The sequence below is a fragment of the Kitasatospora sp. NEAU-CNBT7 genome (assembly GCF_057220535.1).
Map to the genome: position 1 here is coordinate 38,724 of NZ_JBXQQB010000004.1, position 25,159 is coordinate 63,882.

General features: G+C 75.7%; 22 protein-coding genes. 5 read left to right on the plus strand and 17 right to left on the minus strand.

Annotation, left to right across the window (positions count from 1 at the left end):
• The 3 genes from AC2TEW_RS06910 to AC2TEW_RS06920 form a co-directional block, all read right to left on the minus strand.
• Complete coding sequence (locus tag AC2TEW_RS06910; protein WP_484622440.1) at positions 1 to 1,122, minus strand: alpha/beta hydrolase; 1,122 nt, start codon at positions 1,120 to 1,122, stop codon at positions 1 to 3.
• 67 nt (positions 1,123 to 1,189) lie between these two features.
• Complete coding sequence (locus AC2TEW_RS06915; RefSeq protein ID WP_484622441.1) at positions 1,190 to 1,858, minus strand: Pr6Pr family membrane protein; 669 nt, start codon at positions 1,856 to 1,858, stop codon at positions 1,190 to 1,192.
• A 173-nt stretch (positions 1,859 to 2,031) separates the two neighbouring features.
• Positions 2,032 to 2,796: an SDR family NAD(P)-dependent oxidoreductase gene (locus tag AC2TEW_RS06920; protein ID WP_484622442.1), complete on the minus strand. Its 765-nt coding sequence runs from the start codon at positions 2,794 to 2,796 to the stop codon at positions 2,032 to 2,034.
• Between the two features lie 158 nt (positions 2,797 to 2,954).
• Between AC2TEW_RS06920 and AC2TEW_RS06925 the strand changes: the two genes are divergently transcribed.
• Positions 2,955 to 3,605 (plus strand): TetR/AcrR family transcriptional regulator, encoded by a 651-nt coding sequence (locus AC2TEW_RS06925; protein WP_484622443.1) that lies wholly within the window; start codon positions 2,955 to 2,957, stop codon positions 3,603 to 3,605.
• A 106-nt stretch (positions 3,606 to 3,711) separates the two neighbouring features.
• Here the strand turns inward: AC2TEW_RS06925 and AC2TEW_RS06930 are convergent, their stop codons facing one another.
• Positions 3,712 to 4,284: a histidine phosphatase family protein gene (locus AC2TEW_RS06930; protein ID WP_484622444.1), complete on the minus strand. Its 573-nt coding sequence runs from the start codon at positions 4,282 to 4,284 to the stop codon at positions 3,712 to 3,714.
• 298 nt (positions 4,285 to 4,582) lie between these two features.
• On the opposite strand from AC2TEW_RS06930, the gene AC2TEW_RS06935 reads away from it, so the two are divergent.
• Both AC2TEW_RS06935 and AC2TEW_RS06940 read left to right on the plus strand, forming a co-directional pair.
• Entirely contained in the window at positions 4,583 to 4,795 is a 213-nt protein-coding gene (locus AC2TEW_RS06935; RefSeq protein ID WP_033823294.1) for a CbtB domain-containing protein, read from the plus strand.
• Positions 4,796 to 4,816: 21 nt separating this feature from the next.
• Complete coding sequence (locus AC2TEW_RS06940; RefSeq protein WP_484622445.1) at positions 4,817 to 5,572, plus strand: CbtA family protein; 756 nt, start codon at positions 4,817 to 4,819, stop codon at positions 5,570 to 5,572.
• A gap of 75 nt (positions 5,573 to 5,647) precedes the next feature.
• Here the strand turns inward: AC2TEW_RS06940 and AC2TEW_RS06945 are convergent, their stop codons facing one another.
• The 8 genes from AC2TEW_RS06945 to AC2TEW_RS06980 all read right to left on the minus strand — a co-directional run bounded on the left by AC2TEW_RS06945 (position 5,648) and on the right by AC2TEW_RS06980 (position 16,164).
• Entirely contained in the window at positions 5,648 to 6,508 is an 861-nt protein-coding gene (locus tag AC2TEW_RS06945; protein WP_484622446.1) for a universal stress protein, read from the minus strand.
• 138 nt (positions 6,509 to 6,646) lie between these two features.
• A complete protein-coding gene (locus tag AC2TEW_RS06950; protein WP_484622447.1) occupies positions 6,647 to 7,615 on the minus strand; it encodes a phosphotriesterase family protein in 969 nt (322 codons plus the stop codon).
• Positions 7,612 to 8,007 carry a carboxymuconolactone decarboxylase family protein gene (locus tag AC2TEW_RS06955; RefSeq protein ID WP_484622448.1) on the minus strand — a complete coding sequence of 132 codons (396 nt, stop codon included), beginning with the start codon at positions 8,005 to 8,007 and terminating at the stop codon, positions 7,612 to 7,614. The genes AC2TEW_RS06950 and AC2TEW_RS06955 overlap by 4 nt, the downstream gene beginning before the upstream one ends.
• Before the next feature lie 9 nt (positions 8,008 to 8,016).
• Positions 8,017 to 8,688: a DUF4865 family protein gene (locus tag AC2TEW_RS06960; protein ID WP_484622707.1), complete on the minus strand. Its 672-nt coding sequence runs from the start codon at positions 8,686 to 8,688 to the stop codon at positions 8,017 to 8,019.
• A gap of 35 nt (positions 8,689 to 8,723) precedes the next feature.
• Entirely contained in the window at positions 8,724 to 9,296 is a 573-nt protein-coding gene (locus AC2TEW_RS06965) for a TetR/AcrR family transcriptional regulator (RefSeq protein WP_484622449.1), read from the minus strand.
• A gap of 207 nt (positions 9,297 to 9,503) precedes the next feature.
• Positions 9,504 to 11,657, minus strand: coding sequence for an MMPL family transporter (locus tag AC2TEW_RS06970; protein ID WP_484622450.1), 2,154 nt, complete (start codon positions 11,655 to 11,657; stop codon positions 9,504 to 9,506).
• A gap of 177 nt (positions 11,658 to 11,834) precedes the next feature.
• Positions 11,835 to 15,581 (minus strand): ATP-binding protein, encoded by a 3,747-nt coding sequence (locus AC2TEW_RS06975; RefSeq protein ID WP_484622451.1) that lies wholly within the window; start codon positions 15,579 to 15,581, stop codon positions 11,835 to 11,837.
• A 136-nt stretch (positions 15,582 to 15,717) separates the two neighbouring features.
• Positions 15,718 to 16,164, minus strand: coding sequence for a group III truncated hemoglobin (locus AC2TEW_RS06980; RefSeq protein WP_484622452.1), 447 nt, complete (start codon positions 16,162 to 16,164; stop codon positions 15,718 to 15,720).
• A 153-nt stretch (positions 16,165 to 16,317) separates the two neighbouring features.
• On the opposite strand from AC2TEW_RS06980, the gene AC2TEW_RS06985 reads away from it, so the two are divergent.
• Positions 16,318 to 17,310 carry an aldo/keto reductase gene (locus tag AC2TEW_RS06985; protein ID WP_484622453.1) on the plus strand — a complete coding sequence of 331 codons (993 nt, stop codon included), beginning with the start codon at positions 16,318 to 16,320 and terminating at the stop codon, positions 17,308 to 17,310.
• 250 nt (positions 17,311 to 17,560) lie between these two features.
• On the opposite strand, the gene AC2TEW_RS06990 is transcribed toward AC2TEW_RS06985, so the two are convergent.
• From AC2TEW_RS06990 to AC2TEW_RS07010, 5 genes are all read right to left on the minus strand, one after another.
• On the minus strand, positions 17,561 to 18,235 hold the full coding sequence (locus AC2TEW_RS06990; RefSeq protein WP_484622454.1) for a winged helix-turn-helix domain-containing protein: 675 nt from the start codon (positions 18,233 to 18,235) through the stop codon (positions 17,561 to 17,563).
• Between the two features lie 303 nt (positions 18,236 to 18,538).
• Positions 18,539 to 19,195, minus strand: a complete 657-nt coding sequence (locus AC2TEW_RS06995; protein ID WP_484622455.1) for a GTP-binding protein — start codon at positions 19,193 to 19,195, stop codon at positions 18,539 to 18,541.
• Positions 19,176 to 19,613 (minus strand): DUF742 domain-containing protein, encoded by a 438-nt coding sequence (locus tag AC2TEW_RS07000; protein ID WP_484622456.1) that lies wholly within the window; start codon positions 19,611 to 19,613, stop codon positions 19,176 to 19,178. The genes AC2TEW_RS06995 and AC2TEW_RS07000 overlap by 20 nt, the downstream gene beginning before the upstream one ends.
• An 8-nt stretch (positions 19,614 to 19,621) precedes the next feature.
• The gene (locus AC2TEW_RS07005) at positions 19,622 to 20,041 is read right to left on the minus strand and encodes a roadblock/LC7 domain-containing protein (protein ID WP_484622457.1); all 420 of its coding nucleotides are present in this window, start codon (positions 20,039 to 20,041) and stop codon (positions 19,622 to 19,624) included.
• Positions 20,038 to 22,806, minus strand: coding sequence for a sensor histidine kinase (locus AC2TEW_RS07010; RefSeq protein WP_484622458.1), 2,769 nt, complete (start codon positions 22,804 to 22,806; stop codon positions 20,038 to 20,040). Before AC2TEW_RS07010 ends, AC2TEW_RS07005 begins: the two co-directional genes overlap by 4 nt.
• A gap of 402 nt (positions 22,807 to 23,208) precedes the next feature.
• Between AC2TEW_RS07010 and AC2TEW_RS07015 the strand changes: the two genes are divergently transcribed.
• The gene (locus AC2TEW_RS07015) at positions 23,209 to 25,029 is read left to right on the plus strand and encodes an AMP-dependent synthetase/ligase (protein ID WP_484622708.1); all 1,821 of its coding nucleotides are present in this window, start codon (positions 23,209 to 23,211) and stop codon (positions 25,027 to 25,029) included.
• Positions 25,030 to 25,159 lie beyond the last annotated feature (130 nt).

Below are 25,159 nucleotides of genomic sequence, written 5' to 3' on the forward strand. Positions count from 1 at the left end.
TCAGCCGGCCCGCAGGCGCCCCGAGAGCCACTCCAGCGCGGGCGGCAGCAGCGTGCTCCAGGTCCGGAAGTTGTGCCCGCCCTCGGGCACCGTCGCGGTCGCCAGGGAGAGCGGCGCGCGGGCCGCGGCGGCGAACGCCCGGGTGTCCGCGGCGTAGTCCCCGTCCCCCCGCTCGGCCCCGGCCAGCAGCACCGCCACCCCGGGCGGCGGCAGGTTGCGCAGCCGCCACAGCAGGTCGGCCTCGTCGCGGCGGCGGGCGCTCCCGCGGAACAGGTCCCCGGTGGACGGGTCCTCGGCCGCCCGGTAGTAGCCGGACATCGAGACCGCGCTGGGGAAGACCTCCGGGTGGCGCATCGCCAGCTTGAGCGCGCAGTACCCGCCGGTGGAGTTGCCCATCACGGCCCAGGCCTGCGGCAGCGCCGAGACCCGGTACCCGGCCGTGATCGCCCGGGGGACGTCCCGGGTGAAGTAGGTCTCCGCCTGCGCGCCGCCGGGGACGTCCTCGCACTCGGTGTCGGCGGGCATCGCCGGGGACGGCCGCAGCAGGACCAGGACGGCCGGCTGCATCCGGCCGTCCTGGGTGAGGCGCAGCGCCGTGCCCGGGTAGTTGAGCCGGGTGATCAGGTTCCGGGCGTCGCCGGGGAAGCCCGTGAGCACCACCACCGCGGGGAAGCGGCGGTCCGCGTAGCCGGGCCGGAAGTACTGCGGCGGCAGGTAGACGTAGCCTTCGGTGCTCAGCCCGGACAGCGGGCCGGCGATCCGCACGCGCTGGATCTCGCCCGCCGCGGCCGGCTGCCGCGCCACCGGGCCGCCGCCGCGCACCGGCTCGCGGCCGAGCAGCCGGACCCCGCCGTCCCCGGCCGCGGGGACCACGGTGACCGGGCCCGGGCCGCCCGTGCCGAGCAGGTCGTCCCAGCTGCCGTAGAAGGAGAAGTAGTCGTTGGCGGCGAGGGCGAGCGCGCCGAGCAGGGCCAGCTGGGCGGCCAGCAGCACGCCGATCCGGCCGAGCACGGCGGGCGCGCCCGGGCGGGCCAGCCGGGGCCAGCACGCCACCGTCGCGGCGAGCACCAGCACCGCGAGGACGGCGGCGGCCGCCAGTACCTTGTGACTCGTCAGGCCCATCGCTGCACGCTGCTCCCTCGGTCCGGTGCACGGTGGCGGTCGGCGTCCCGGCGGTCGGGCGCGGGCGTCAGGTCGGGTCGGTGGCGCGCCCGGGTGCTGTTCTGGCGTGCCGGGGCGGCGGCCGGTCCCGGCGGCGGCTGCCGAGCCGGTTGCCGATCCACGCCAGCGCGGCGGCCACCAGGACGAACAGACCGAGCATCAGGGTGCAGGCGCCGGCCACCCGTCCGTACCCGCCGGGCAGGTGCGGGTCGAGGAACGGGTACGGGTACCAGTGCACCAGCGGCCCCCGGGCCAGCGTGTACGCCAGGTACACCAGCGGGAAGACCAGCCACTTCAGGACGGTCGTGCGGTCGATCCGCCGGGCCGGCGGCATCAGCAGCCAGTCGGCGAGGTACACCACGGGCATCACCCGGTGGACGATGTCGTCGACCCAGGGCAGCAGCAGCCCGAGGCTGTAGCCGGACAGCAGGAGGGCGTACACCAGGCCGGTGATCGTCATGTAGAGCACGACCGCGCCGCGGACCGCGTCCGGGATCCCCGGGCGGCCGCGCAGCGCGAGCACCCCGCCGGCCACCAGCACCAGCAGACCGGCGATGTTGCTCAGGATGGTGAAGTAGCTGAAGAAGTCGGTGAGCGGGGAACCCTGGCTCACCGCGTGCTGGCCCTGGATGCACAGCGCCACCGCGGCCAGCACGCCGAAGGCGATCCGCCCGAGCTGAACCGCTCGTTCCCGCATGGGCCCGCCCTCCCGCACCACTGAATGATCATCAGTCGGGAACATCATCGGCCCGGTCCGCCGGGGCCCACGGGAGGCGGACCGGCGGACCGGGCGCCTTCACCCGATCGGCCCGCCCGGCGCGGGAGCGTCAGGCCCGGGGGCGGGAGCGTCAGGGGCGGGGCGCGGGAGCGTCAGGCGTGGGTGCCGCCGTCGATCCGCAGCTCGGTGCCGGTGATGAAGGCGCCGTCGTCCGAGGCCAGCATGGCGATCACGCCGGCGACCGTCTCGGGCCCGGCGAAGCCCTGGCCGAGCGCCGGGGACAACTTCGCGAGCAGCGACAGGTCGGCGTCCTCGGGCAGGCCCGGGTTGCTGGTCATACCGCTGGCGATCGAGCCCGGCGCGACGCAGACCGCGCGCAGCCCCTGCTTCGCGTACTCGATCGCTATCGCGTGGGTGAAGGACTGGATGCCGCCCTTGGTCGCCGCGTAGGCCGCCATGTACGGGTGCGCGAAGGTCGCGGAGGTGGAGCTGAAGTTGACCACCACGCCCCGGCCGGTGGCCAGCAGCGCGGGCAGGGCCTCCCTGGTCACCAGGAAGGTGCCGGTGAGGTTCACCGCGATCAGGCGGTTCCAGAACTCCAGGGTGGTCCGGTCGGTGTGCGAGGACCGCAGGATGCCGGCCGCGTTGACCAGCGCGTCCAGGCCGCCGAGCTGCGAGATCGCACCGCCGACGCTCTCGCGCACCGAGCTCTCGTCGGCGATGTCGACGACGGCGGTGGTCAGGCGCCCGTCCGTGCCGTCGGCCTGCGCCAGCGTCCGGGTGGCCTCGAGGGCCTCCGCCGCGACGTCGGCGGCGACGACGGTGCCGCCCTCGGCGAGGAGCCGGAGCACGGTGGCCCGGCCGATGCCGGAGCCTGCGCCGGTGACCAGGGTGCGGCGGCCTTCGAAGCGGTTCATGGGTGTTCTCCCTGCGGGTGGTACGGCTGGTTCTCCTGCACGGTACGCCTTGATGGCACGTTGTGCCACATCTGCACGACAGGCCAGACTGCTGGCGCTTGCCGTAGGCTGGCGCTGTCCGAAGTTCCGCGTCACCGGTGTCCCAGGGGGCCCTTCCCGTGTCCGGCAGCGATCCGCGCCCGTCCCTGACCGAGCGCCGCAAGGCGGCCACCCAGCAGGAGATCGCGTTCACCGCGGCCCGGCTGTTCGCCGAACGCGGCGCGGAGGCCACCACCGCGGAGGACATCGCGCGGGCCGCCGGGGTCTCGCTGCGCACCTTCTACCGGTACTTCCGCACCAAGGAGGACGCCGTCGCGCCGCTGCTCGCCGACGGCGTCCGCGACTGGATCGCCCGGCTGTCCGCCGAACCGGCGCCGCTCACCTCACCGCAGGCGCTCGAACACTCCGCCCGGGCCGCCTTCCGGCCCACCCCCGACCGGCCCGCCGAAGCCCTCGAGTGGACCCGCGGCCTGCTGCGCGTGATGGCCGCCGACCCCGGCCTGCTGGCCGTCTGGCACCGGGTGCACCACGAATCCGAACTCGCCCTGGTCCCCGTGCTGGCCGAGCTCACCGGGCCGGACGCCGACCCGCTGGAGGTGCGGCTCGCGGCGGCGGCCGCCAACACCGCGATGCGGGTGGCCGTGGAGAGCTGGGCCGCCACCGACGCGCCCGCCGCCGACGTCGCCGAACTGGCCGCCCGCTGCCTGCGCGAACTCACCCAGGGCCTGCGCCTGTGGGCCCCGGACACCCGGGCCGGCGCCGGGATGTGACGCTCCACCGGGCCGCACCCCCGACCACCCGACCACCCGAGCCCCCGACCGCCCGCGTCCCCGACCTCCTGGGTGCGGACGCCGGGTCGGCCGGCCGGACTGCGGATCAGCCGACCGGGCGCCCGCCCAGCCGTTCGCCGCAGGACAGGTTCCAGCGGCCGCCGCCGCCCGTGAGGCGGGTGAGGGTGAGCGGTTCGACGTCCAGCCGCCAGAAGGCCTGGGGTGGCAACGCGAGGGCGTGGACCACGGCGGCCCGGACCACGGCGGGTTCCACCACGGCCAGCACCCGGCCGCTGCGGGCCTCCAGCCAGGCCCCGACCCGGCCGATCAGGCCGAGGACGCTCTCGCCGCCGTGCGGGGCGGCCGCCGGGTCGGCCAGCCAGCCGGCCAGCGCGGCGGGGTCGGCGGCGGCCAGTTCGTCGAGGGTCCGGCCGCGCCAGCCGCCGGTGTCCAGGTCCGCCGGGCCGGGCCCGGCCGCCGCGGCCAGTCCGAAGGCGGCGACCGTCTGCGCGCAGCGCCGGGACGGGCCGGCGAACACCTCATCGGCGCCGGGCAGCAGCCCGGCGGCGCCTTCGGCGGCCCGGCGGCCGGTGTCCGTCAGACCGGTGTCCGCACCGAACCTGGCCTCGCGCAGTCCGGCCGAGGCGGCCGGTGAGATCAGCGTCACCCGTACCGTCATCCCGTAGTCCTCCCCGCCCGGCGGCAAGCCTGGCACGTACACGCACCGTTCGACGGGCGCCCCGCACGCCGTCCGGTGCACCGCGTGCCCCTGCCGCAGCCCTTGGCCGGGCCGCCGCCCCACGGTACCGTCACCTCGACAATTGACGACGGTGTGACGGAAGCCGGTGGGAACCCGGCACGGTCGCGCCACTGTGTACCCGGTACCCGACCTCCCGTCAGGTGCCGGAAAGTCAGACCCGACTCCGTCGTCCACTGCTCCAACGAACGGGACGCGAGTTCCCCCAGGAGGTCCGGTCATGGCTCACCCCATCGCCCCCGCCGCCGCTCCGGCGATTGCCCCCATCTCGCTGAAGGCCATCGCCCCCTGGGCGGCGTTCTTCGGCATCCTCATGCTGATCGTCATCTACTTCGTCGGCGCCGAGCAGGGCGCCACCGCGCTCATCTCCGGTGAGAACGTGCACGAGTGGGTCCACGACGGCCGTCACCTGCTCGGCTTCCCCTGCCACTGATCCCAAGGGGAACCGACGCTCATGAACTCCGTATCCGTCAGATCCCTGCTCGTCCGGGGCATGCTCGCGGGCCTCGCGGCCGGGGTGCTCGCCCTGGTCGTGGCCTACCTGCTCGGTGAGCCGCACGTCGACGCCGCGATCGGCTTCGAGGAGGCGCACGCCCACTCGCACGACGCCGGCGAGGTCGAACTGGTCAGCCGCAGCATGCAGTCCACGCTCGGCCTGGCCACCGGCATCCTGCTGTACGGGCTCGCCTTCGGCGGCATCGCCGGCCTCGCGTTCTGCTTCGCGCTCGGCCGGATCGGCCGCTTCGGCCCGCGGGCCACGGCGGCCCTGCTGTCGGCGGCCGGCCTGGCCGTGGTCTACCTGGTGCCGTTCCTCAAGTACCCGGCCAACCCGCCGTCGGTGGGCGAACCGGACACCATCGGCAAGCGCACCACGCTGTACTTCCTGATGATCGCGCTCTCCGTGCTGCTCGCGATCGGCGCGACCATGCTCGGCCGGCGGCTGGCACCGGCCCTCGGCAACTGGAACGCCACGGCGGTCGCCGTCGTCGCGTTCGTGGCGGCGGTCGGCATCGCGTACGCGGTGCTGCCGACCGTGGACGAGGTGCCGGAGGACTTCCCGGCCTCGCTGCTGTGGCAGTTCCGGCTGTCCGCGCTGGCGATCCAGGTGACGCTGTGGAGCGGCTTCGGCATGCTCTTCGGGCACCTGGCCGAGCGGCTGCTGGTCCCGGCCCCGGCCGCCCGGCCGACCGCCGAGGCGGCCACGGTCTGACCGGGCGCCCGTAGACAGCGGGTCACCACGACGGGCCCGGCGGGGGAGGTCTCCCCGCCGGGCCCGTCGGCGTCCTCACACCGGCACCACGGCGACCGGGCAGTGCGCGTGGTGCAGCACGGCGTGCACCGAGGTCCCGAGGCGCAGGCCGAAGCGCGGCGCGGGCTCGTGCCGGGAGACCACCAGCAGGGCTGCCTGCCGGGAGGCCTCGACCAGGGTCTCGACGGTCGCGCCGGTCAGCTGGCGGGCGTCCACCCGCACCTCGGGGAAGTCCTCGAGGACGGGTTCGATGGTGTGCTGCAGCAGCTGGGCGTGCAGCCGCTCCTCCTCCCCCGCCTCGTCGGCCATCGCCACCTGCCCGGCCTCCGCGACCACCGGCGACCAGGTGTGCAGGGCCTCGACCGGCAGCCGCCGCGCGGCGGCGGCCCGCAGTGCGAACCGCAGGGTGGCGGCGTCCCGCTCGTCGCGGACGGCGACCAGCACGTGGCTGCCCGCGTCCGGAGCGCCGCGCACCACCACCACCGGGCAGCGGGAGTGCGCGGTCACCCGCAGGCTGACCGAGCCGAGCAGCAGCGCGGCGAAGCCGCCGTGGCCCCGGGTGCCGACCACCGCGAGCTCCGCGTGCTCGGCGGCGGTCAGCAGGGCCTCGGCGGCCTCCCTGGGCACCACGTCGCCGGTGAGCCGCAGCTCCGGGTGAGCGGCCTTGAGCTTGCCGAGCGAGTCGTCCAGCAGCTCCTGGGCGTCGCGCAGGATCAGATCGGTCACGGCGGCCCCGGTCCGCGGCGAGAGGGTGACGGTGCCGGTGTTGACCGCGTGCACCAGGTGCAGTGCGCAACCCCGGCGATCGGCCTCCTGGGCGGCCCATTCGGCGGCCGCGGCGGCGGAGGCCGAACCGTCCACACCGGCGACCACGCCTGCGGGGGCTCTGTTGTTCATGATCGTCTCCCGGAAACGCTCCACGCCCTCCGCCCGGCCCGGGACCGGGCCACCGCGCAGGGCCCTGGTACCAGGATGCGCCTGTCGGCCGTGGCGCGCCGGGCCCCTGTGGGCATGCCCAGGTCACGCCGGGCGGGTTCACCAGGCGAAGGCCCGGGCCGGGTTGGCCCGCAGGATGCCGTCGGCGGCCCGCTCGCCGAGCTCCCGGACCAGCCGGGGACGCAGGCCGCTCAGCAGGTACGCCGGGCCGGGGTTGCCGCGCGCGGCCGCGGTGGTGGTGTCGCCGCCGAGCAGCAGCCGACCGCCGTGACCGGCCTCGGTGAGCGCCACCAGGGTGTCCAGCAGGTGGTGGTCGGTGGCGTGGTGGGCCCGGGACGGGCCGTCCAGCACCAGGTACGCACCCGAGGCGGCGGCCTCGCGCTGCATCCGCAGGTCGGGGAACCGGTTGAGGTGGCCCAGCAGCACCCGCCGCGGCGGGACGCCGAGCCGGTCGCAGAGCAGGTCGAGGACCTCGCCGGCGGCCGTGCCGAGTTCGTGGTGGACGGCGATCGGCGCCCCGGTCGCGTGGTGCGCCTCGGCGGCGGCGGTCAGCGTCCGGCGGGCGTGCGGGTCCAGGCCGTGGTAGCCGCCGGCCACCTTGATCAGCCCCGCCCGGCCCGTCCCGGCGGGGCCGGCCGTGCCGTCATCGCCGGTCGGGCCGGCCGGGCCGGTGAGCTCGGCGGTGAACAGCGCGGCCAGGTCGAGTCCGCGCAGCCGCCCGGGCGGGTAGTGGGCCGCCTGGTGCAGTCCGGTGGCGGCGACCAGGTGGACACCGGTGGCGCGGGAGAGCGCGATCAGGTCCGGGATCCGCCGGCCCATCCCGTACGGCGTCCACTGGACCAGGGCACCGCCGCCGGCGGCGGCGAAGGCCCGCAGCTCGGCCTCGGCGGCGGCCGGGTCGTCGAGTTCCTGGCCCGGGAGCTGCTCGCTGCGCAGGAACAGGTGGTCGTGGGCGTCGCAGAGGCCGAGCCCGGCCGGGTCGAGCGGGCCGAGGACGGTGTGCACCACCTCGGCGGGCCCGGCAGCACCGGAAGCGACGGCGGCCGCGGCGGCCCCGGCGGGGGTCATGCCGCGTCCAGCACGGACGCGGTGGCGCGCAGCGCGGCCAGTGTCTTCGGGACCCCGATGTACGGCGCGAGGTGGACGAAGGACTCGGTGATCTGCTGCGGTGTCAGGCCGATCCGCAGGCTGCTGCGGATGTGGCCGGCCAGCTGCGGTTCGACGCCGCCGAGGGCCGCGAGGGCGGCCAGGGTGAGCAGCTGACGGTCCCTCGGCTCCAGGCCTTCACGCTGGTAGGTGCCGCCGAACAGGCTGGTGACGATCCAGTCGGGGAAGCCCGGCGCGAGCCCGTCCAGGGCGGGCAGGGTGGCCAGTTGGGTGGCCTCGTCCATCAGGGCGTCGAGCACCCGGTGGCCGGCGGCGCGGTCGAGGACGGCCGGGGTGAGGTCGGCGGGCTGCACGGTTCTCCTTCAGCGGGTGCGGAGTTCGGGGGTGCGGAGTTCGGGGGTGCGGAGGTCGGGGGTGCGGAGGTCGGGGGTGCGGAGGTCGGGCGCGGGGCGGTCGGGGGCGGGGAACCCGGGGGCCGACAGGTGGAGCACCCGGTAGCGGGTGACCGTCGCCGCGGGGGCGTCGGGCGCACCGCCGTACCGGCCGTCGCACCAGAGGCTGAACTGCAGCAGCTGCCAGCGGTACGGATCGAGGGCGAGGGCCGTCGAGTGCAGGGCGCTCTCGTCACCGTCGGCCGCGGCCGGGCGGGCGACGGCCTCGGCGAGCGCCCCGGCGGGGTCGGTGTCCTCGGGCAGCGGGGTGAGGACCCGGGTGGCGGTCCGCGGCCGGAGGGCCGCCGCCGGGCCGGGCCGCAGCGCGTGCCCCAGCCAGTGGCGGACCGGCGGGCGCCCGAAGTCCCCGCTCAGGGTGCGGAATCCGGGGCCGCGCAGGAAGGCGTCCATGGCGTCGGCGCGGTGCCAGAGGTAGAGCGGTGCGTACTCGTCGGCCGGGGATCCGTCGGTGCCGCGTTCGCGGACCAGGTACGCCTTGAGGGCGAGGCCGGGCAGCCGGTCGGTCAGGTGGCCCTTGTCGGCGACCCGGCGGTGGATCGTCCGCATGTCGTGGCCGGCGGGGAAGGTGATCTCGTACTGCATGGCCTGCACGGACGGCCTCCGGTGGCTGGCGGGGGTCAGGGGGTGCGGAGCAGGGCGAGGGCGCCGCGGACGGCCCGGTGAAAGGGCTCGGGCGAACCGGCGGCGCGGGCCAGCACGTAGCCGCCCTGGACGACGGCGACCAGGGCGGCCGCGGTGTCGGCCGGGTCCGGCCCGGCGGGCAGTTCGCCGGCCGCCTGGCCCTCGGCGACCACCTCGGCGATCCGGCCGCGCAGCCAGGCCAGGGTCTCCTCGACCGGGGCGCGCAGCCGGGGGTCGGCGATCACCTCGGGGTCCTGGGCCATCCGGCCGATCCGGCAGCCGCGCAGCACCTCGCGCTCGCGGCCGAGGTAGGCGGCGATCCGCTGGAGCGGGGTGCCGGGGCCGCCGAGCTGCTGCTCCGCGAGGGTGCGCAGCTGTTCGGCGCTGCGGCGCAGGGCGGCGGCGGCGAGGTCGGGCTTGCCGTCGAAGTGGTGGTACATGCTGCCCTGGCCGACGCCGGCCTGCTGCTGGATGGCCTTGGGGCTGGTGCCGACGTAGCCGCGCTCCCAGAGGAGTTCCTGGGTGCTCTCGATCAGGCGGTCCTGGGTGGTCATGGGATCACTGTACATACCAGTAGGTACAGAGGGCCAGAGGTCACCCGGTCCGGACGCGGCCGGCAGTCGGCGACCCCTGGCAGGCTTCCGCCGCGCGCAGTTCCCCACGCCCCTCGGGGCCGCCGCTCGGGGCCGCCCGGCGGGGAGGAACGGGCGGGAACGGCGAGGCCCCGCCCGCGGGAGCGGACGGGGCCGGGAGGGCCGGGAGAGCCGGGGGCGGGGTCAGGCCGGGACGCGCTCCGGTTCGGCCGCGGCGCCCGGGCCGGGGGCCACCACCGGGTCGCCGCCGTGCTCGATCCGCAGCTCGGGCAGCAGCCGGTCGAGCCAGCCCGGGATCCACCAGTTGAGGCGGCCGAGCAGGGTCATGGTGGCCGGGACCAGCACCAGCCGGACCACGGTGGCGTCGATCAGGACCGCCACGGCCATCCCGACGCCCATCATCTTGACGGTGATGTCGGGGTCGATCGCGAAGCCGGTGAAGACCGCGACCATGATGGCGGCCGCGCTGCTGATCACCCGTCCGGTGGCCGCCAGGCCGCGCAGCACGCTGCCGCGCGCGTCCCCGGTGGCCAGCCACTCCTCGCGGACCCGGGCCAGCAGGAAGACCTCGTAGTCCATCGACAGGCCGAACAGCACCGTGAACATCAGGATCGGCACCCAGCTGGACACCGGCACCGAGTGCGGCAGCCCGAGCGCCTTCGCGCCTGCGTCGGACTGGAAGACCGCCGTCATCACGCCGTACGCGGCGGCCACCGACAGCAGGTTCATCGCCGCCGCCTTCACCGCGATCACCGGCGCCCGGAACAGCACGGTCAGCAGGATCAGCGACAGCGCCACCACGAACGGCACCACCACCCAGAGCCGGTCCGAGAGCCGCTTCGAGATGTCCGAGAAGGACGCGACCACCCCGGTCACCTCGGCGCCGGAGGCCGGCAGCAGGTCGGCGCGCATCCGGGACAGCAGCTGCGCGGTGCGCTCGTCCTGCGGGCCGGTCCTCGGCTGGACCGAGACCACGGCCGCGTCCTGGGCCCGGTTCACCAGCGGCGGCGCGACCGCGGCCACGCCCGGGTCGGCGGCCAGCCGGGCGGTCAGCGCGGGGAGTTCGGTGGCGGGCACCCGCTGGAGGTCGACCGCGACCAGCAGCGGACCGTTGGCGCCCGGGCCGTACGCCTCGGCCACCAGGTCGTACGCCTTGCGGGTGGTGTTGCCGGCCGCCTGGCTGCCGGCGTCCTGCGGCCAGGTCCGCATCCCGAGCATCGGCGCGGCCAGTGCCAGCAGGACCACCAGCGAGGCCAGCGCCGCGGCGACCGGGCGGCGGCCGATCAGGGCGGCCCACCGCTCGGTACGGGTCGGGCCCTTGGGCTTCACCGGACCGTCGGTACGGCGCTCGGAGCGGCGCAGCAGCCGCGGACCGGCCAGCGAGCACAGCGCGGGCACCAGCGTCAGCGAGGCCAGCATCACGGCCCCGACCACCAGGAAGGTGGCGTAGCCGAAGGAGGAGTAGGTGGGCAGCCCGGCCAGCTTGAGGCCGAACAGCGAGACCAGCACGGTGGAGCCGGCCACCACCACGGAGGAGCCGGCCGTCGCGGTGGCCTCGGCCGCCGCCTGCCGCCGGTCCAGGCCCTTGCGCAGCCCCTCGACGTGCCGGCTGACCAGCAGCAGCGCGTAGTCGATGCCGACGCCCAGGCCGACCATGCTGGCCACGGTCGGCGCGGTCGGGCTGATGTCGGTGACCGCGGCGAGCAGGGTGGTCAGCGCGGTGCCGGCGCCCAGCCCGGCCAGCGCGACCACCAGGGGCAGGCCCGCCGAGACCACGGTGCCGAGCGAGAGCACCAGGACGACCAGCGCGGCCACGATGCCGATGGTCTCCGCGGTGCCGTCCGGCGCGGTGAAGTTCTCCGGCAGCTGGCCGCCGAACTCGACCTGCAGGCCCGCGTCCTGGGTCGGACGGGCGGCGGCGCGCAGGTCGTCCAGGCCCTCGGAGCCCTTGAACGAGGTCACCGGTATCAGGTAGTTGACGGCGAGCAGGGCGGTGGAGCCGTCGGCCGAGAAGACCGGCTCGGCGACCGGACCCGCGCCGCGGACCGTACCGATCCGGGTGCGCAGCTCCGCCAGCGCCTGGTCGGGGACCCGGTGCCCGGCCCGGTCGTGGACGACGACCCGGGCGCTGGCGCCGGACATCTCGGGGAACCGCTCGTGCAGCAGGTCGAGGCCGGCGGTGGACCGGGTACCGGGCACCCGGTAGTCGTCGCGCGGGGTGCCGCCGAAGCCGGCGGCCAGCCCGAGGAGCGCGGCCAGCAGCAGCGCCCAGCCGAGCACGGTGTACCAGGGTCTGGCGGCCGCGGCGCCGCCGAGGCGGCCGAGGAGGGAGGACATGAACAGGCCTTTCGGCTGGTCCGGTGCAGAAGTCCCGCCCAGCCTGACCGCCCGCGCTTGGAGACGACTTGGGACGGCACTTGGAGGCGCCCGGTGCGCCGCCCGGGCTGCGGGCCGGGGCCGGGTTGCGGGCCGGACCGGGTACGGGCGGGGAGACGCACCGGCCCGCGGCAGAGACTAGGGCCCCGGCGGGAGTTGCGCCAGAGCCCGGAGCGCATCGGCCTCCCAGTGCGCGGACTCCCAGCGGCGGGCGACCTCGGCGGCGTGCCGGAAGTGCTCGGCGGCCTCGGCGTACCGACCCAGGTGGCGGGCGAGCTCGCCGCGGGTGTGGGCGACCGGCCAGAGCGCCACCGAGGTGCTCGCGGCGCCGGCCACCAGGCGGTCCACCTCGCCCAGCTCGACCAGCAGCTCGGCCGCCTCGGCCCGCTCGTCCAGCGCGATCACCGCCATGGCGCGCAGGACCAGGAAGAACGACCGGTAGTAGTCCGGCGCGATCGGCCGCCCCGGGCTGCGGGCCGCCCTGGCCTCCTCGATCCGGCCGTCCTGGGCCAGCGCCAGCGCCAGCACGTCGTCCACCAGCGGCCCGTACAGTGCGGCGGCCGACCGGACCAGCGGCAGTTCCTCGCGCAGCCGCCCGCCGCCGATCGCCAGGGTCAGGCGGTGGACCGCGTCGACGCCGTCGGCGTGCAGCGAGCCGCGCGCCCGCAGGCCGTCCACGGCGCGGCGGTAGAGCGCGCGGGCCTCGTCGGGCCGGTCCGCGGCCAGCGCCAGCATCGCCTGCTGGCAGAGCCCGACGTCGATCAGCTCGGGCAGGCCGTACGCCTCCGCGATCCGCAGCCCGGTGTCGATGTGCGCGCGCAGGGCCGGCAGGTCGCCCCGGACGGCGGCCGCGGTGGCGTGCAGGTGCTCGGCGTGCCAGCGGTACGCGGGAAGGTCGAACTCCTGCGCCAGCGAGGCGAGTTCGGTGGCGATCTCGGAGCGCAGCAGCAGGTCGTGCTCGTAGTCGTGCACCCGGGCCTGGGCAGCCAGCGCGCGGGCCAGCAGCCGCGGGTCGCCCACCGCGCGGGCCAGCGCGACCGCCTCGGCGCCGGCCGCCCGGCCCTCGCTCGTGCCGGTGCAGTCGAGTTCGTAGCTGAGCGCATCCAGCAGGCGGCACCGGGTGACCGGGGGCAGGTCGGTGCGGCGCAGCAGGGCGGTCAGCGCGTCGACCGCCGCGTGGTCCACCGAACCGTACGGGTGCGCGACCCACGGCGTCGGCTCGGTCCAGGCGGTCCACGCCTCGATCACCAGGTCCTCGCGGCCGCTCTCCCGGGCCAGCCCGACCGCCGCGGCCCGGGTCGCCAGTGCGGCGGCGATCTCCCCGGCCCGCACCTGGGCCCGCAGCAGCGCACCGAGCAGGGCGATCCGCCGGGCCGCCCGGTCGTCGCCGCACTCGGGCGCCAGCGCGAGGGCGTCCAGGGCCTGCTGGAGCAGCGCCGCGCAGCTCTCGTGCGCGTAGCGGCGCTCGGCGGCCTCGGCGGCCCGCACGCAGTGGTCGACGGCGAGCTCGGCGGTGGCCGCGGACGCCGCCCGCGCGTAGTGGTGGGCCAGCGCGGCCAGCCGGTCCGGGTGCAGGGCGCGCAGCGCCTCGGCGACCCGGCCGTGCAGCCGGGTCCGGCGCAGCGAGCTGAGGTCGGCGTACAGGGTGTCGCGGACCAGCGCGTGGGTGAACCGGACCGCGCCCGGGCGGGGTTCGGTGAGCAGGCCGCCGACCAGGGCGGCCTCCAAGGCGTCCAGCAGCCGTTCCTCGCCGTGTCCGGAGGCGGCCAGCAGCAGGTCCACCTCGGCCTCCCGGCCGACCACCGCGGCCAGCCGCAGCACCTCCACGGTGGTCCCGGGCAGCCGGGAGAACCGCCGCCGCAGCACGTCCCTGACCCCCTGCGGGACCTCCTGGACGGCTACCAACGCACCCTCCCCGGCCAGCAGTTGGGCGCTCTCGAGGAGATAGAACGGGTTGCCCCCGGTGCGCTCGGCGAGTGCCCGTACGGTGTGCGGGTCGACCTCCGCCTCGCAGACCGACCCGATCAGCCGGCCCGCCTCCTCCTCGGCCAGCCCGCCCAGCGGCAGCCGGTACGGCGAGCGGCGGGCCAGCGCGGCGAGCGTGTCGGTCAGCTCCCCCTCGCCGGGGCGGTGCGCCACCACCAGCAGCAGGCCGGGCAGTTGCGCGCCGGCCAGCGCGGTCAGCAGGGCCCGGGTCTCCCGGTCGGCCGCGTGCAGGTCGTCCAGCACCAGGGCGACCGGCCGGGCCGCGGCGGCCTGCCGCAGCCACTCCTCGACGGCCCGGTGCAGCCGGAACCGGCCGACCAGCGCATCGGCCTGCGGCCCGGCGCCGTGCTGCCCGGCGCCGTGGGACGGGGTGCGGTGGGGCTCGCTGCCGTGGGGCTCGCTGCCGTGGAGCTTTGCGTCCTGGGGCTCGGCGGCCTGGGGCAGGGCGCCCTGGTGTGGGGCGCCCTGGTGTGGGGCGCGTTGGTGCGGGGCGTTCCGTGCCGGGGCGGACGCAGGGTCGGCGGGCGTCCCCGTCGGCTCACCGTCCAGCAGCGGGGCCAGCTGCCGGGCGTGGACCGGCGACAGCGGACTCTGTTCGGCCAGTCCGCGCAGCGCCTCCGTCCAGGCCCAGGCCGGCGGGGCACCCCCGGACTCCGGGCAGCGCCCGGCGGCCACCAGCATCCCGGAGCTCGTGAGTTCGGCGTGCAGCCGCCCGAGCAGGGTCGACTTGCCCGCGCCCGCCTCACCGCTGACCACCACCACCGGATGCCCGCCCGCCTCGGCCTCCCGGGCGGCCTGCCGCAGCGTCCGCAGCTCGTCCTCCCGGCCGACGAACAGCCGCCCGGGAGGCGGCGCGGGCACCCCGTCGGGCGCGGCAGCGGCCGCGGGGCCGGGCCGAACGGGCGGCGCCGCCGCCACGGCCCCGGCAGCGGACCCTGCAGCGCGCCCGGCAGCGGACCCGGCCGGGGCCGGGAGCAGCTGGGCGGTGCGCTGGTTGAGGATCGCGGACTCCAGCTCGGTCAGGGCCGGGTGCGGGTCGAGACCGAGTTCACCGGTCAGCAGGGCGCGGGCCGCGCGCAGCGCGTCCAGCGCCTCGGCCTGCCGGCCGGCGCCCCAGAGCGCGAGCGCCAGCAGGCGCCAGCCCTGCTCGCGCAGCGGATGCCCCTCGGCCAGCTCCCTGGCCTCGGGCACGGCGTCCGCCGGGCGGCCCTCGGCGAGTGCCGCCTCCACCGCCAACTCACGTGCGGAGAGCCGGAGTTCGTCCAACCTGCCGATCTCCGCCAGCGCCCACGGCTGGTCGGCGAACTCGGCCAGCACCGGGCCCCGCCAGAGCGCCAGCGCGTCCTGAACCGACCGGGAGAGCAGCCCGTCCGGCCGACCGGCCCCGGCCGCGCCGGCGGCGGGCGACAGCAGTTCCCGTGCGCGCCGCAGCCGGGATTCGAAGTCCCAGGCGTCCACGGCGCTCGCGGCGGACGGCTCCAGGGCGTACCCGGGCGCCCGGCTCAGCAGCAGCCGCGCCGGCTCACGCGGGCCGCGCTCGGGCTCCAGCAGCCGTCGCAGGTTCGACACGTAGGCCTGCAGCGAGGCCGCGGCCTTGGCCGGCGGCCGTCCGCTCCACAGGTCGTCGATCAGCCGCTCGACCGGCACCACCCGCCCCCGGGCCACCAGCAGCCGGGCGAGCACACCGCGCTGCCGGGGTCCGCCGAGCGCGACCTGTCGGCCGCCGACGACCGCCGTCAGCGGGCCGAGCATGGTGAAGCCGACCGGCACCCGGGCCGGGCCCGGGGCGTCCGCCCGGGCGTCCGCGGAGGTGTCCGCGGGGGTGTCCGCGGGGGTGCCCGCCGGGCCGGGCAAGGCTGCTCCGCGCACGTACACCGGGGCGCCGCCGCCGTACCGCACCTGCCCTCCTCGCGCCGCAGTTCCGGGGTCCTCCCGAGCCTATGCGACGGCGCGGGGCCCGGGCGCCGGGGCCGCCGCCGGCCGCACCCCGGGCCCCTCGGCCCGCCCCCTCGGCAGCGGGCCTCAACCCCGGGGCTCAGCTCCGCAGCAGCACCGCCGACAGCGGCACGAACCCACCCGCGCCGCCGTCGGTGGCGCCGCCCGAGGTGCGCCGCAGCATGCCGAGCGCGATCCGCTCGCCCTGTTCCTTGGCGCGCTCCGCCACCGGCCCCCGGTACAGGCCGTCCACGCTCGCCCGCCACAGCTGGACCCAGCGGCCGAAGTGCTCGGCGGTCAGCGGACGCCGCCGGTGCAGGGCGGCGTGCGGGGCGAAGGCGTTGCGCCGGTACTCCCCGGTGCGCAGCAGCGCGCTCTCCCAGAAGTCGGTGATGTGCGGGAGGTGCGCCTCCAGGTCGAGCCCGGCCACCTCGGTGAAGAACGGGCCGATCACCGGGTCGGCGAAGGCGGCCGGGTAGAAGCGCCGCAGCAGCCGGTCCAGGTCCGCCCGGTCGGCGAGGTCGGCAGTGGCGGGGCGTCGGCGCATCGGTCTCTCCTGTCCGGACAGCGGCCGGGTGGTCGGGCGGCCGGATGGTCGGGCGGCCGGTCCGGCCAGGGTACGCCGGGCGGTCCGCGAGTCCCGGCGGTCCGGCGGTCCGGCGGTCCGGTCCGGCGCCGGCCGCCTGGCAGGATGATCGGTATGAGCTATCGCGCCGCCGACGACCGCTACCGGTCGATGACCTACCGCCGTGCCGGACGCAGCGGGGTGCAGCTGCCCGCCGTCTCACTCGGTCTCTGGCACAACTTCGGGGACACCCAGCCGCTGGAGGTGCAGCGCGCGGTGCTGCGCCGCGCCTTCGACCGCGGCATCACCCACTTCGACCTGGCGAACAACTACGGCCCGCCGTACGGCAGCGCGGAGCGCAACTTCGGCACGCTGTTCGCCCAGGACCTGCGCCCGTACCGGGACGAGCTGTTCATCGCCTCCAAGGCCGGCTACGACATGTGGCCGGGCCCGTACGGCGACGGCGGCTCCCGCAAGTACCTGCTGGCCAGCCTGGACCAGTCGCTGGAGCGGATGGGCCTGGAGTACGTCGACGTCTTCTACTCGCACCGGTACGACCCCGAGACCCCGCTCGAGGAGACCATGGGTGCGCTGGACACGGCGGTGCGCTCCGGCCGCGCGCTGTACGCGGCGATCTCCAACTACCCGGCCGAGCAGCACCGCGAGGCGGTGGCGTTCCTGCGCGAGCTGGGCACGCCGATGCTGCTCAACCAGGCCAGCTACTCGATCCTGAACCGGGCGCCCGAGGACGAGGGCCTGCTGACCGCCGTCGGCGACACCCAGACCAGCCTGATCGCCTACTCCCCGCTCGCCCAGGGCCTGTTGACCGACCGGTACCTCACCGGGGAGGTACCGGTCGGCTCGCGGATGTCGGTCGGCCACTTCCTCAAGGAGCAGGCGCTGACCGGCGGCAAGCTGCGGCAGCTGCGCGCGCTGAACAAGGTGGCCGAGCAGCGCGGCCAGAGCCTCGCCCAGCTGGCGCTGGCCTGGGTGCTGCGCGACCCGCGGGTGGTGTCGGTCATCGTGGGAGCCAGCAGCGTCGCCCAGCTCGACCAGAACATCGACGCGCTGGACGGCGCTCCGCTGACCGCGGAGGAGCTGGCGGAGATCGACCGGCTCAGCCGCTAGGGCCTGTCCGGCGGATCTCGTCGGATCAGCGTGCGGCGTCGGGCGCCCGTCTGGGCGTGCGCCCGAGTCGGCCTCGTACTGGACGTACTTGGGCGATTCGGGCGTGCGTCCAGACGGGATGATCCGTCGTCGCACGCCCGGCAAGATCCGCCGGACAGGCCCTAGTACGGGTACGGTCCGGGGGGCGGGCGCCGCGGCCCCGCCCCCCGGACCGCGCCGACCGGGCGGGCCGGACCGGGCGCCGCCGGCCTCAGTTCACCGGCGTGTACTTGTAGCCGACCCGACGCACCGTCACGATGCTGTCCCGGTAGGGCGCGCCGAGCTTGCGGCGCAGCCGGGCCACGTGGACGTCGACCGTCCGGCCGTCGCCGACGTGGCCGTAGCCCCAGACGGCGGACACCAGGTGGTCGCGGGTGTGCACCCGGTGCGGGTGCCGGGTGAGATGGGCGAGCAGCTCGAACTCCAGGTAGGTGAGGTCGAGTTGGGCGCCGTCCACGTACGCGTTGCGGCGGTCCGGGTCGACGCTGATCCCGTTCGCGGCAGGCACCGCGGCGGGCACCGCGGCAGGCGCCGCCACCGGTGCGGACCGGACCGGGGCCGGGGCGGGCTGCTCCGGCTCGGGCGCCGGGACCAGCAGCAGGTAGCCGATCAGCGGGTGCCCGGGGGCGGCGCCCAGCTGGGCGCCGTACTGGGCGAGCAGCGCCTGCGGGAGCGCGGACTGCGGCAGTGCCGCGACCAGCGCCCCCTCGGGCAGACCGGTCAGCTGGGCCAGCGCGGCCGGTACGGCGGCGGGCTGCTGGGACGGCGCCGGGCGGGGCGGATGGACGGGCTCGCGCCAGCGGTCGCCGCCCGAAGGGACGGACCGGACCGCACGCAGGTGCGGGGTGGAGGAGGGGACGGGCAGGGTGGCCGTGGAAGAAGACATGGTGCCGCTCTTTCGCGCGTGACGACGGGGTGGAAGCGTCTGCGCGTCGAACCGGGGCCGTGCGGGCGGAACTGACGGGAGGTCAGGCCGCGGAGCGCCGGGACGCGCGAGGCGAACCCGGACACGTCTGGTCGAAGAGGTGCGGCTGTCGGGACGGCCAGAACGGCTCAAGGTCGTGGCGACCCTCAGCGCTGTCCTCGACAAGATTCATGAGCCCATTGAATCAGATGAACGCGGTGCTGCGCCCCAACGGGCCCCACCGCCTTGGATTGCGTCCCATTTCGCCGGATCCGTCCCCGGCGGTCAGCCGCGCGCGGCCCTGACCCGGTCCGCGGCGTGCTCGACCAGCCGGATCAGCAGCTCCTTGCCGTCCTCCCGGCTGCGGGCGTCGCAGAGCAGCACCGGCACCTGCGGGTCGAGGTCCAGGGCGGCCCGGACGTCCTCGGGTGCGTGCACCTCGGTGCCCTCGAAGCAGTTCACCGCGACCACGAACGGGATCCCGCGCCGCTCGAAGAAGTCGACCGACGGGAAGCAGTCGGCCAGCCGCCGGGTGTCGGCGAGCACCACCGCGCCCAGCGAACCGCGCGCCAGCTCGTCCCAGACGAACCAGAACCGGTCCTGGCCCGGGGTGCCGAACAGGTACAGCGCGAGGCCCGGCCGCAGGTCGATCCGGCCGAAGTCCATCGCGACCGTGGTGGTCCGCTTGGCCTCCACCCCGTGGGTGTCGTCGACCGGCCGGCCCAGCTCGCTCAGCTGCTCCTCGGTTCGCAGCGGCCGGATCTCGCTGACCGCGCCGACCAGCGTGGTCTTGCCGACGCCGAAACCGCCCGCCACCAGGATCTTCAGCGCCGCGTTGCCCCAAGGTCCCTGGCGCGAGGATTCGGTGGCCGTCGGAGCGTCGGTGCCCGTGGGGACGTCGGCGCCGGTCGGGGCGGAGGTCTCAGAGTGCGCGGAGGCCATTGATCACATCTCGCAGCAGGCGCTCGTCCGGAAGCTGGGCGAGCTGGACGGGTCGGGTGACGTCGACGAGCCGGGCGTCGTTCAGGTCGCCGAGCAGCACCCGCACGACGCTGACCGGCAGGTCGGTGTACGAGCCGAGCTCCGCGACGCTCAGCGGCTCGTCCCGGCACAGGGCCAGGATCGCGTGGTGCTCGGGCGCCAACGGATGGTCGGTGGCCGCCTGTTCGGCCCCGGCCACCGCGGTCACCAGGGAGATCAGGTCGAACAGACCGTCGTCGGCGGGCCTGGCCCGGCCTCCGGTCATCGAGAACAGCCGCACCACCGGGCCCGCGTCGTCGTCGAACCAGCGGTCGTCCACGGGCGTGCGGGGCGCGAACAGGTCGGGCACGGGCTCGGTGGCGGCGTCCTCGGTGCTCATCGGCTCAGTCATCTCCCCGGCGGAGCGGGCTCGGTGCGCGGCTCGGCGGACAGGTGCTCGCCGACCCGCTTCACCAGCAGGGCCATCTCGTAGGCGATCTGGCCGACGTCCGACTCGGCGTCGGCGAGCACCGCCAGGCAGCTGCCGTCACCGGCGGCCGTGATGAACAGGAAGGCCTCGTCCAGCTCGACCATGGTCTGCCGGACCCCGCCGACCTGGAAGTGCCGGCCGGCGCCCTTGGCCAGGCTGTGGAAGCCGGCCGCGACCGCCGCCAGGTGTTCGGCGTCCTCGCGGCCGAGGCCGCTGGACACCCCGGTGGCCAGGCCGTCGCTGGACAGGATCACCGCGTGCCTCAGGGTGGCCACCCGGCCGACCAGTTCGTCCAGGAGCCAGTCGAGGTCTCCGGACGACTGTGCTGCTGCGGTCATGATTCGGTTCCTTCCGCCGGTGCGGACTGTACGGGTGCCACGGGCTTTGCGTCTGCTGCCGGTGCTGCTGTCTTCTCTGGAACTGCGGGTGCTGCGGGTGCTGCGGGTCGTGCCGGTCCTGCGGGTGTTGCCGGTGCTGCGGATGCTACGGGTTCTGCGGGTCGCGCGGATGCTGTGGGTCGCGCGGGGGCCGCGGGCAGCGGCACCGGCCGGGCGGGGGCCGCCGGGAGGGCGTGCGGCACGGGGGCGGAGGGCAGCGCGATCCGCAGCCGGGCCGGACCGGGGATCCGCTCCGGCGGCCGGGCGGGCCGGCCCTCGCGGGCGCCGCCGGGCGGCTCGGGCTGCTCGCGGACCACGGTGAGCGAGGCCGGCTGGAGCCGGTCGCCGCGGCCGCGCTGGAACCCCCGCTGGAACGAAGCGAAGGTGGCCCTGGCCTCCTCCGGCGACCGCTCGCGGACCTGCTCGGACTGCTCGCCGCGGTCCGCGGCCGCGGCCTCCTTCAACTGCGGCGCCAGGCTGGCCTGCCGGATCCGGCGCGGCAGCAGGCCGCCCGCCACCGGCGGGGCGGCGTGCGCGGGGTTGGTCGGCACCACCCGTTCCTCGGGCGGGCTGTCCGCCCGCCGGTGCCGGCCGGTGCCGCCGTCGGCGGGGACCAGGACCGGGCCGCCGCCGGCGCGCCGGCGCGGCAGGCCGCCCGGGGTGCTGGCCGGCTGGACCGCCGAGGGCTTGGGGCCGCCGCCGACCCGGCGAGGGCCGGAGCGGACCGGTTCGTCGGCGCCCAGCGGGGCCGCCGCCGGCCGGCCGTGGCCGCCGTCACCGGCCGGTGCGGCCGCGGCCGCCGGACCTGCGGACTGGTCGCCGCCCACGTCCATCGCCGCGGCGAGCAGTTCGCGCGGGATCAGCACCACGGCGGAGGTGCCGCCGTACGGCGAGGGCCGCAGGTGCACCCGGATGCCGTGCCGCCGGGCGAGCCGGCTGACCACGAACAGGCCGAGCCGGTCGGTGTCGGCGAGGTCGAACTCCTGCTCCACCGCGAGCCGCTGGTTGATGTCCTCCAGCGCCTGCTCGCTGAGCCCGAGACCGCGGTCGTCGATCTCCAGGCAGAAGCCGTGCGCGACCACCTCGCCCTGCACCGTGACCTGGGTGTGCGGCGGGGAGAACACCGCGGCGTTCTCCACCAGCTCGGCGATCAGGTGGGTGACGTCGGCCACCGCGCTGCCCAGCAGCCCGGTGCCGGGGAACGGCCGGACGATCACCCGGGCGTAGTCCTCGACCTCGCCGACCGCGGCCCGCACCACGTCCACCATCCGCACCGGCTTGCGCCAGGCGCGCCCGGGCGAACCGCCGGAGAGGATGATCAGGCCCTCGGAGTGGCGCCGCATCCGGGTGGTCAGGTGGTCCAGCCGGAACAGGTCCTCCAGCTCGGCCGGGTCCTCGGTGCGCCGCTCCATCGCGTCCAGCAGGGTCAGCTGGCGGTGCAGCAGCACCTGGCTGCGCCGGGCCAGGTTGACGAAGACCGCGGAGACGCCGCGCCGCAGTTCGGCCTGCTCGACCGCCGCCTCGACGGCCACCCGCTGCACCTCGTTGAAGGCGCGGCCGACCTGCCCGATCTCGGCCGGGCCGAAGTTCAGCTCGGGCACCTCGGCGGCGGTGTCGACGGCCTCGCCGCGGCGCAGCCGCAGCATCACCGAGGGCAGCCTGGCGCCGGACATCTCCAGCGCCGCGTTGCGCAGCGAGACCAGCTCGCGGGCGAGCTTGCGGCCGATCCGGAAGGAGATGACGATCGACAGCACCACCGCGGCGAGGCCGACGGCGCCGGCGATGCCGCCGCGCACCAGCGAGTTCACCGCGTACGACCGGGCCCGGTCGGCGTTGGCCGCGTCCACCCGGGTGTTCAGCGTGGCGAGGTCGGCCAGCACCCGGTCGGCGGTGTCGTGCCAGGAGTCTCCCGCACTGCCCTTGGCCTCGGCGACACGGTTGTCGGCCTGGTCGAAGGCGCGTTCGGCGCGGGCCAGCGCGCTCCAGTCGACGCCGCTCTGCAGGTTCAGGTAGTCGCCGCGGTCCTGCGCGTTCAGTTCGGGCAGGTAGATCCGGAACAGCGCCTGCTGGCTGTGCATGCTGTCCAGGGTCGCCTGGACCTTGCGGTCGTCGGGGTCCCTGGTGAGCTGCAGCGCCTCCATGGCGGCGGCCTCGCGGGACAGGTACTCCCGGGCCCGGGACAGCTCGATCAGGACGGTGTCCTGCCGGGACAGGTCGCCGGTCTGGCCGGAGCCGAAGGCGGCCCGGAAGGTGAAGACCGGCTGGACCAGGTCGCCGTAGTCGGTGATGACCGTCTCCCAGCCGTCCTTGCCCTGGCCGGCCCGGCTGCGGATGCCGGCCAGCTGGTCCGCCATCGCCAGCACCTCGTGGAACTTGACCCGCTGGTCGGTGTCGAGCTTGCCGGCCTCGGCACTGCCCGACTGGTAGCGCAGCAGCTGCAGGTCCCGGTCGGTGACGGCCTGGGCCTGGAGGTAGGAGTCGGCGGCGGTCCGCGAGCCGGGGTCGGCGACCCGCAGGACGGCGGCCCAGCGCTCGGCCTGCAGGTCGCGGGCGTACTGGTCGGAGGGTGCGCCGAAGGCCCGGTAGGTGGAGGTGACGTCGAGCTGGCCCCAGACGTTCCAGGTGGTCACCAGCGTTGCGTACACCCACAGCCCGGTCAGTGCCGCGATGGGCACCATGAGCAGCGCGATGATCCTCGCGCGGATCGAGCTGCTGCGCAGACGCATGGGGTCCTCGGATGGGGTGGGCCAGGCGCGGACAGGGTGCGGGCGGGACGGCCGGAGGACGCCTCGCGGGGCAGGTGGGGACGGTCCGCCGTGGGGGCCGGGCCGCTGGATCTGCGTGAGCTTACTACTCCCTGACCACCTGTTCGAAGGGTGATTTGGCAATGTCACCGATGCTGCCGCGATCATCCGGATTTGCCTGTGATGTCCGATCCGTCCGGCCGGGCACCGGAGGCCGCCACAAGTGCCGTTCACCGGTTGGCACATGCCGATCACGATCAGGTCGGCGGCAGCTCTGGGCAGCGATCCGGCGATCGGGTAACTTCGCAGCAGTCCGCCCCCCGGCCGACCCCTGGCCCACCCCTGGGGGCCGTGGAACCGCTCGGACACCGGATCGGGGGCAGCGTGCGCGAGTTCAGCAGCCCGGCCCTGGCCGGGTCGGCGGCCGGCGGTCTCGCCGACACCGTGTACGACTCCGCGGAACGCACCCCGAGCCTGGTGCAGCTGTCCCGCTGGAGCGAGGGCCGCTGGCAGCCGGTGACGGCGCTGGAGTTCCGCGACGAGGTGCTGGCGCTGGCCAAGGGGCTGCTCACCCGCGGGGTCCGGTACGGCGACCGGGTCGCGGTGATGTCCGCGACCCGCTACGAGTGGACCCTCTTCGACTACGCGCTCTGGTCGATCGGCGCGATCCCGGTGCCGGTCTACCCGACCGCCGCCGCCGAGCAGGTCCGCTGGATCCTCGCCGAGACCCAGGCCGTCGCCTGCGTGGTGGAGGACGAGGACCACGCCATGACGATCGGGGCGATCTGCGACGCACTGCCCGACCTGAACGGCATCTGGCAGCTGGACCGCGGCTGCGTGGCGGCGCTGATGGAGGACGGCCGCAGCGTGCCGGACGCGCTGGTGCACCGGCAGCGCCTCGGCGTCGGCCCGGAGAACCTGGCGACCGTCATCTACACCTCCGGCACCACCGGCCGGCCCAAGGGCTGTCTGCTCACCCACGGCAACTTCGCCGCCGAGGCGGACACCCTGCTCGCGGGCTGGAGCGAGGTGTTCCGGGACAGCGGGAGCGTCCCGCCGGCGGTCCTGCTGTTCCTGCCGCTGGCCCACGTCTACGGGCGGGTGGTCCAGGTCGCGGCGGTCCGCGGCGGGATCCGGCTCGGCCACCACGCCAAGCTGACCACCGACTCGCTGCTGCCGGCCCTGGCCGCGTTCCGGCCGAGCTTCCTGCACGCCGTGCCGTACATCTTCGAGAAGATCCACCAGCGCGCCCGGGAGGCGGCCGAGAGCGACGGGCGCCTCGAACTCTTCGAGCAGGCCGCCGAGGTGGCGGTGGAGTGGGCCGCCGCCCGGGAGCAGCGCGCACTCGGCCACGGACCCGGCCCGAGCGCCCGGCTCAGGCTGCGGCACAGCGCCTACGACCGGATGGTGTACCAGCGGCTGCGGGCCGTGCTCGGCGGCCGGGTGCGCAGCGCGATGTCCGGCGGCTCCAGCCTGAGCCGGGAGCTCGGCCTCTTCTTCGCCGGGGTCGGCATCACCGTGTACGAGGGGTACGGGCTGACCGAGAGCACCGCCGCGGTGACCGTCAACCCGCCGGGGAAGCCGAAGTTCGGCACGGTCGGACCGCCCATCCCCGGCACCTCGGTCGCCATCGGCGAGGACGGCGAGGTCTGGGTCCGCGGCGCCACCGTCTTCGCCGGCTACCTCAACCACCCGGTCTGCACCGGGCAGGCGCTGTACGACGGATGGCTGGGCACCGGCGACCTGGGCGCGCTGGACGAGGACGGCTACCTCACCATCACCGGCCGCAAGAAGGAGCTGATCGTCACCAGCAGCGGGAAGAACCTGGCCCCCTTCGCCCTGGAGGAACGGGTCCGGGCGCACCCGCTGGTGGCCCAGTGCCTGGTGGTCGGCGACAACCGGCCGTACGTGGCCGCGCTGATCACCCTGGACCCGCAGGCACTGGCGCACTGGCTGAAGACCCGCGGCCGGGAGCAGCTCGACCCCTGGGCCGCCCTGGTCGACCCGGAGCTGCACGCCGAGGTGCAGCGGGCGGTGGCGGGCGCCAACACCACGGTGTCCCGGGCCGAGTCGATCCGCGCCTTCCGGCTGCTGCCCAAGGAGTTCGCGGTCGAGGACGGTCTGCTGACCCCGTCGCTGAAGCTCCGCAGGCATGCCATCGTGCAGCGCTACGCCGAGGACATCGAGGAGCTCTACGCCGGGTGACGGCCGTGACGTGGGGTGTCCCGGGGGCGTCTTGACGGGGCGTCCGGTGCGGTCCATTGTTTGCCCTCGGTCCGGGTGCGGCCTCACCGATCCCTTCCTCCCGCCCCTCCGGGAGCAACGATCTCTCCTC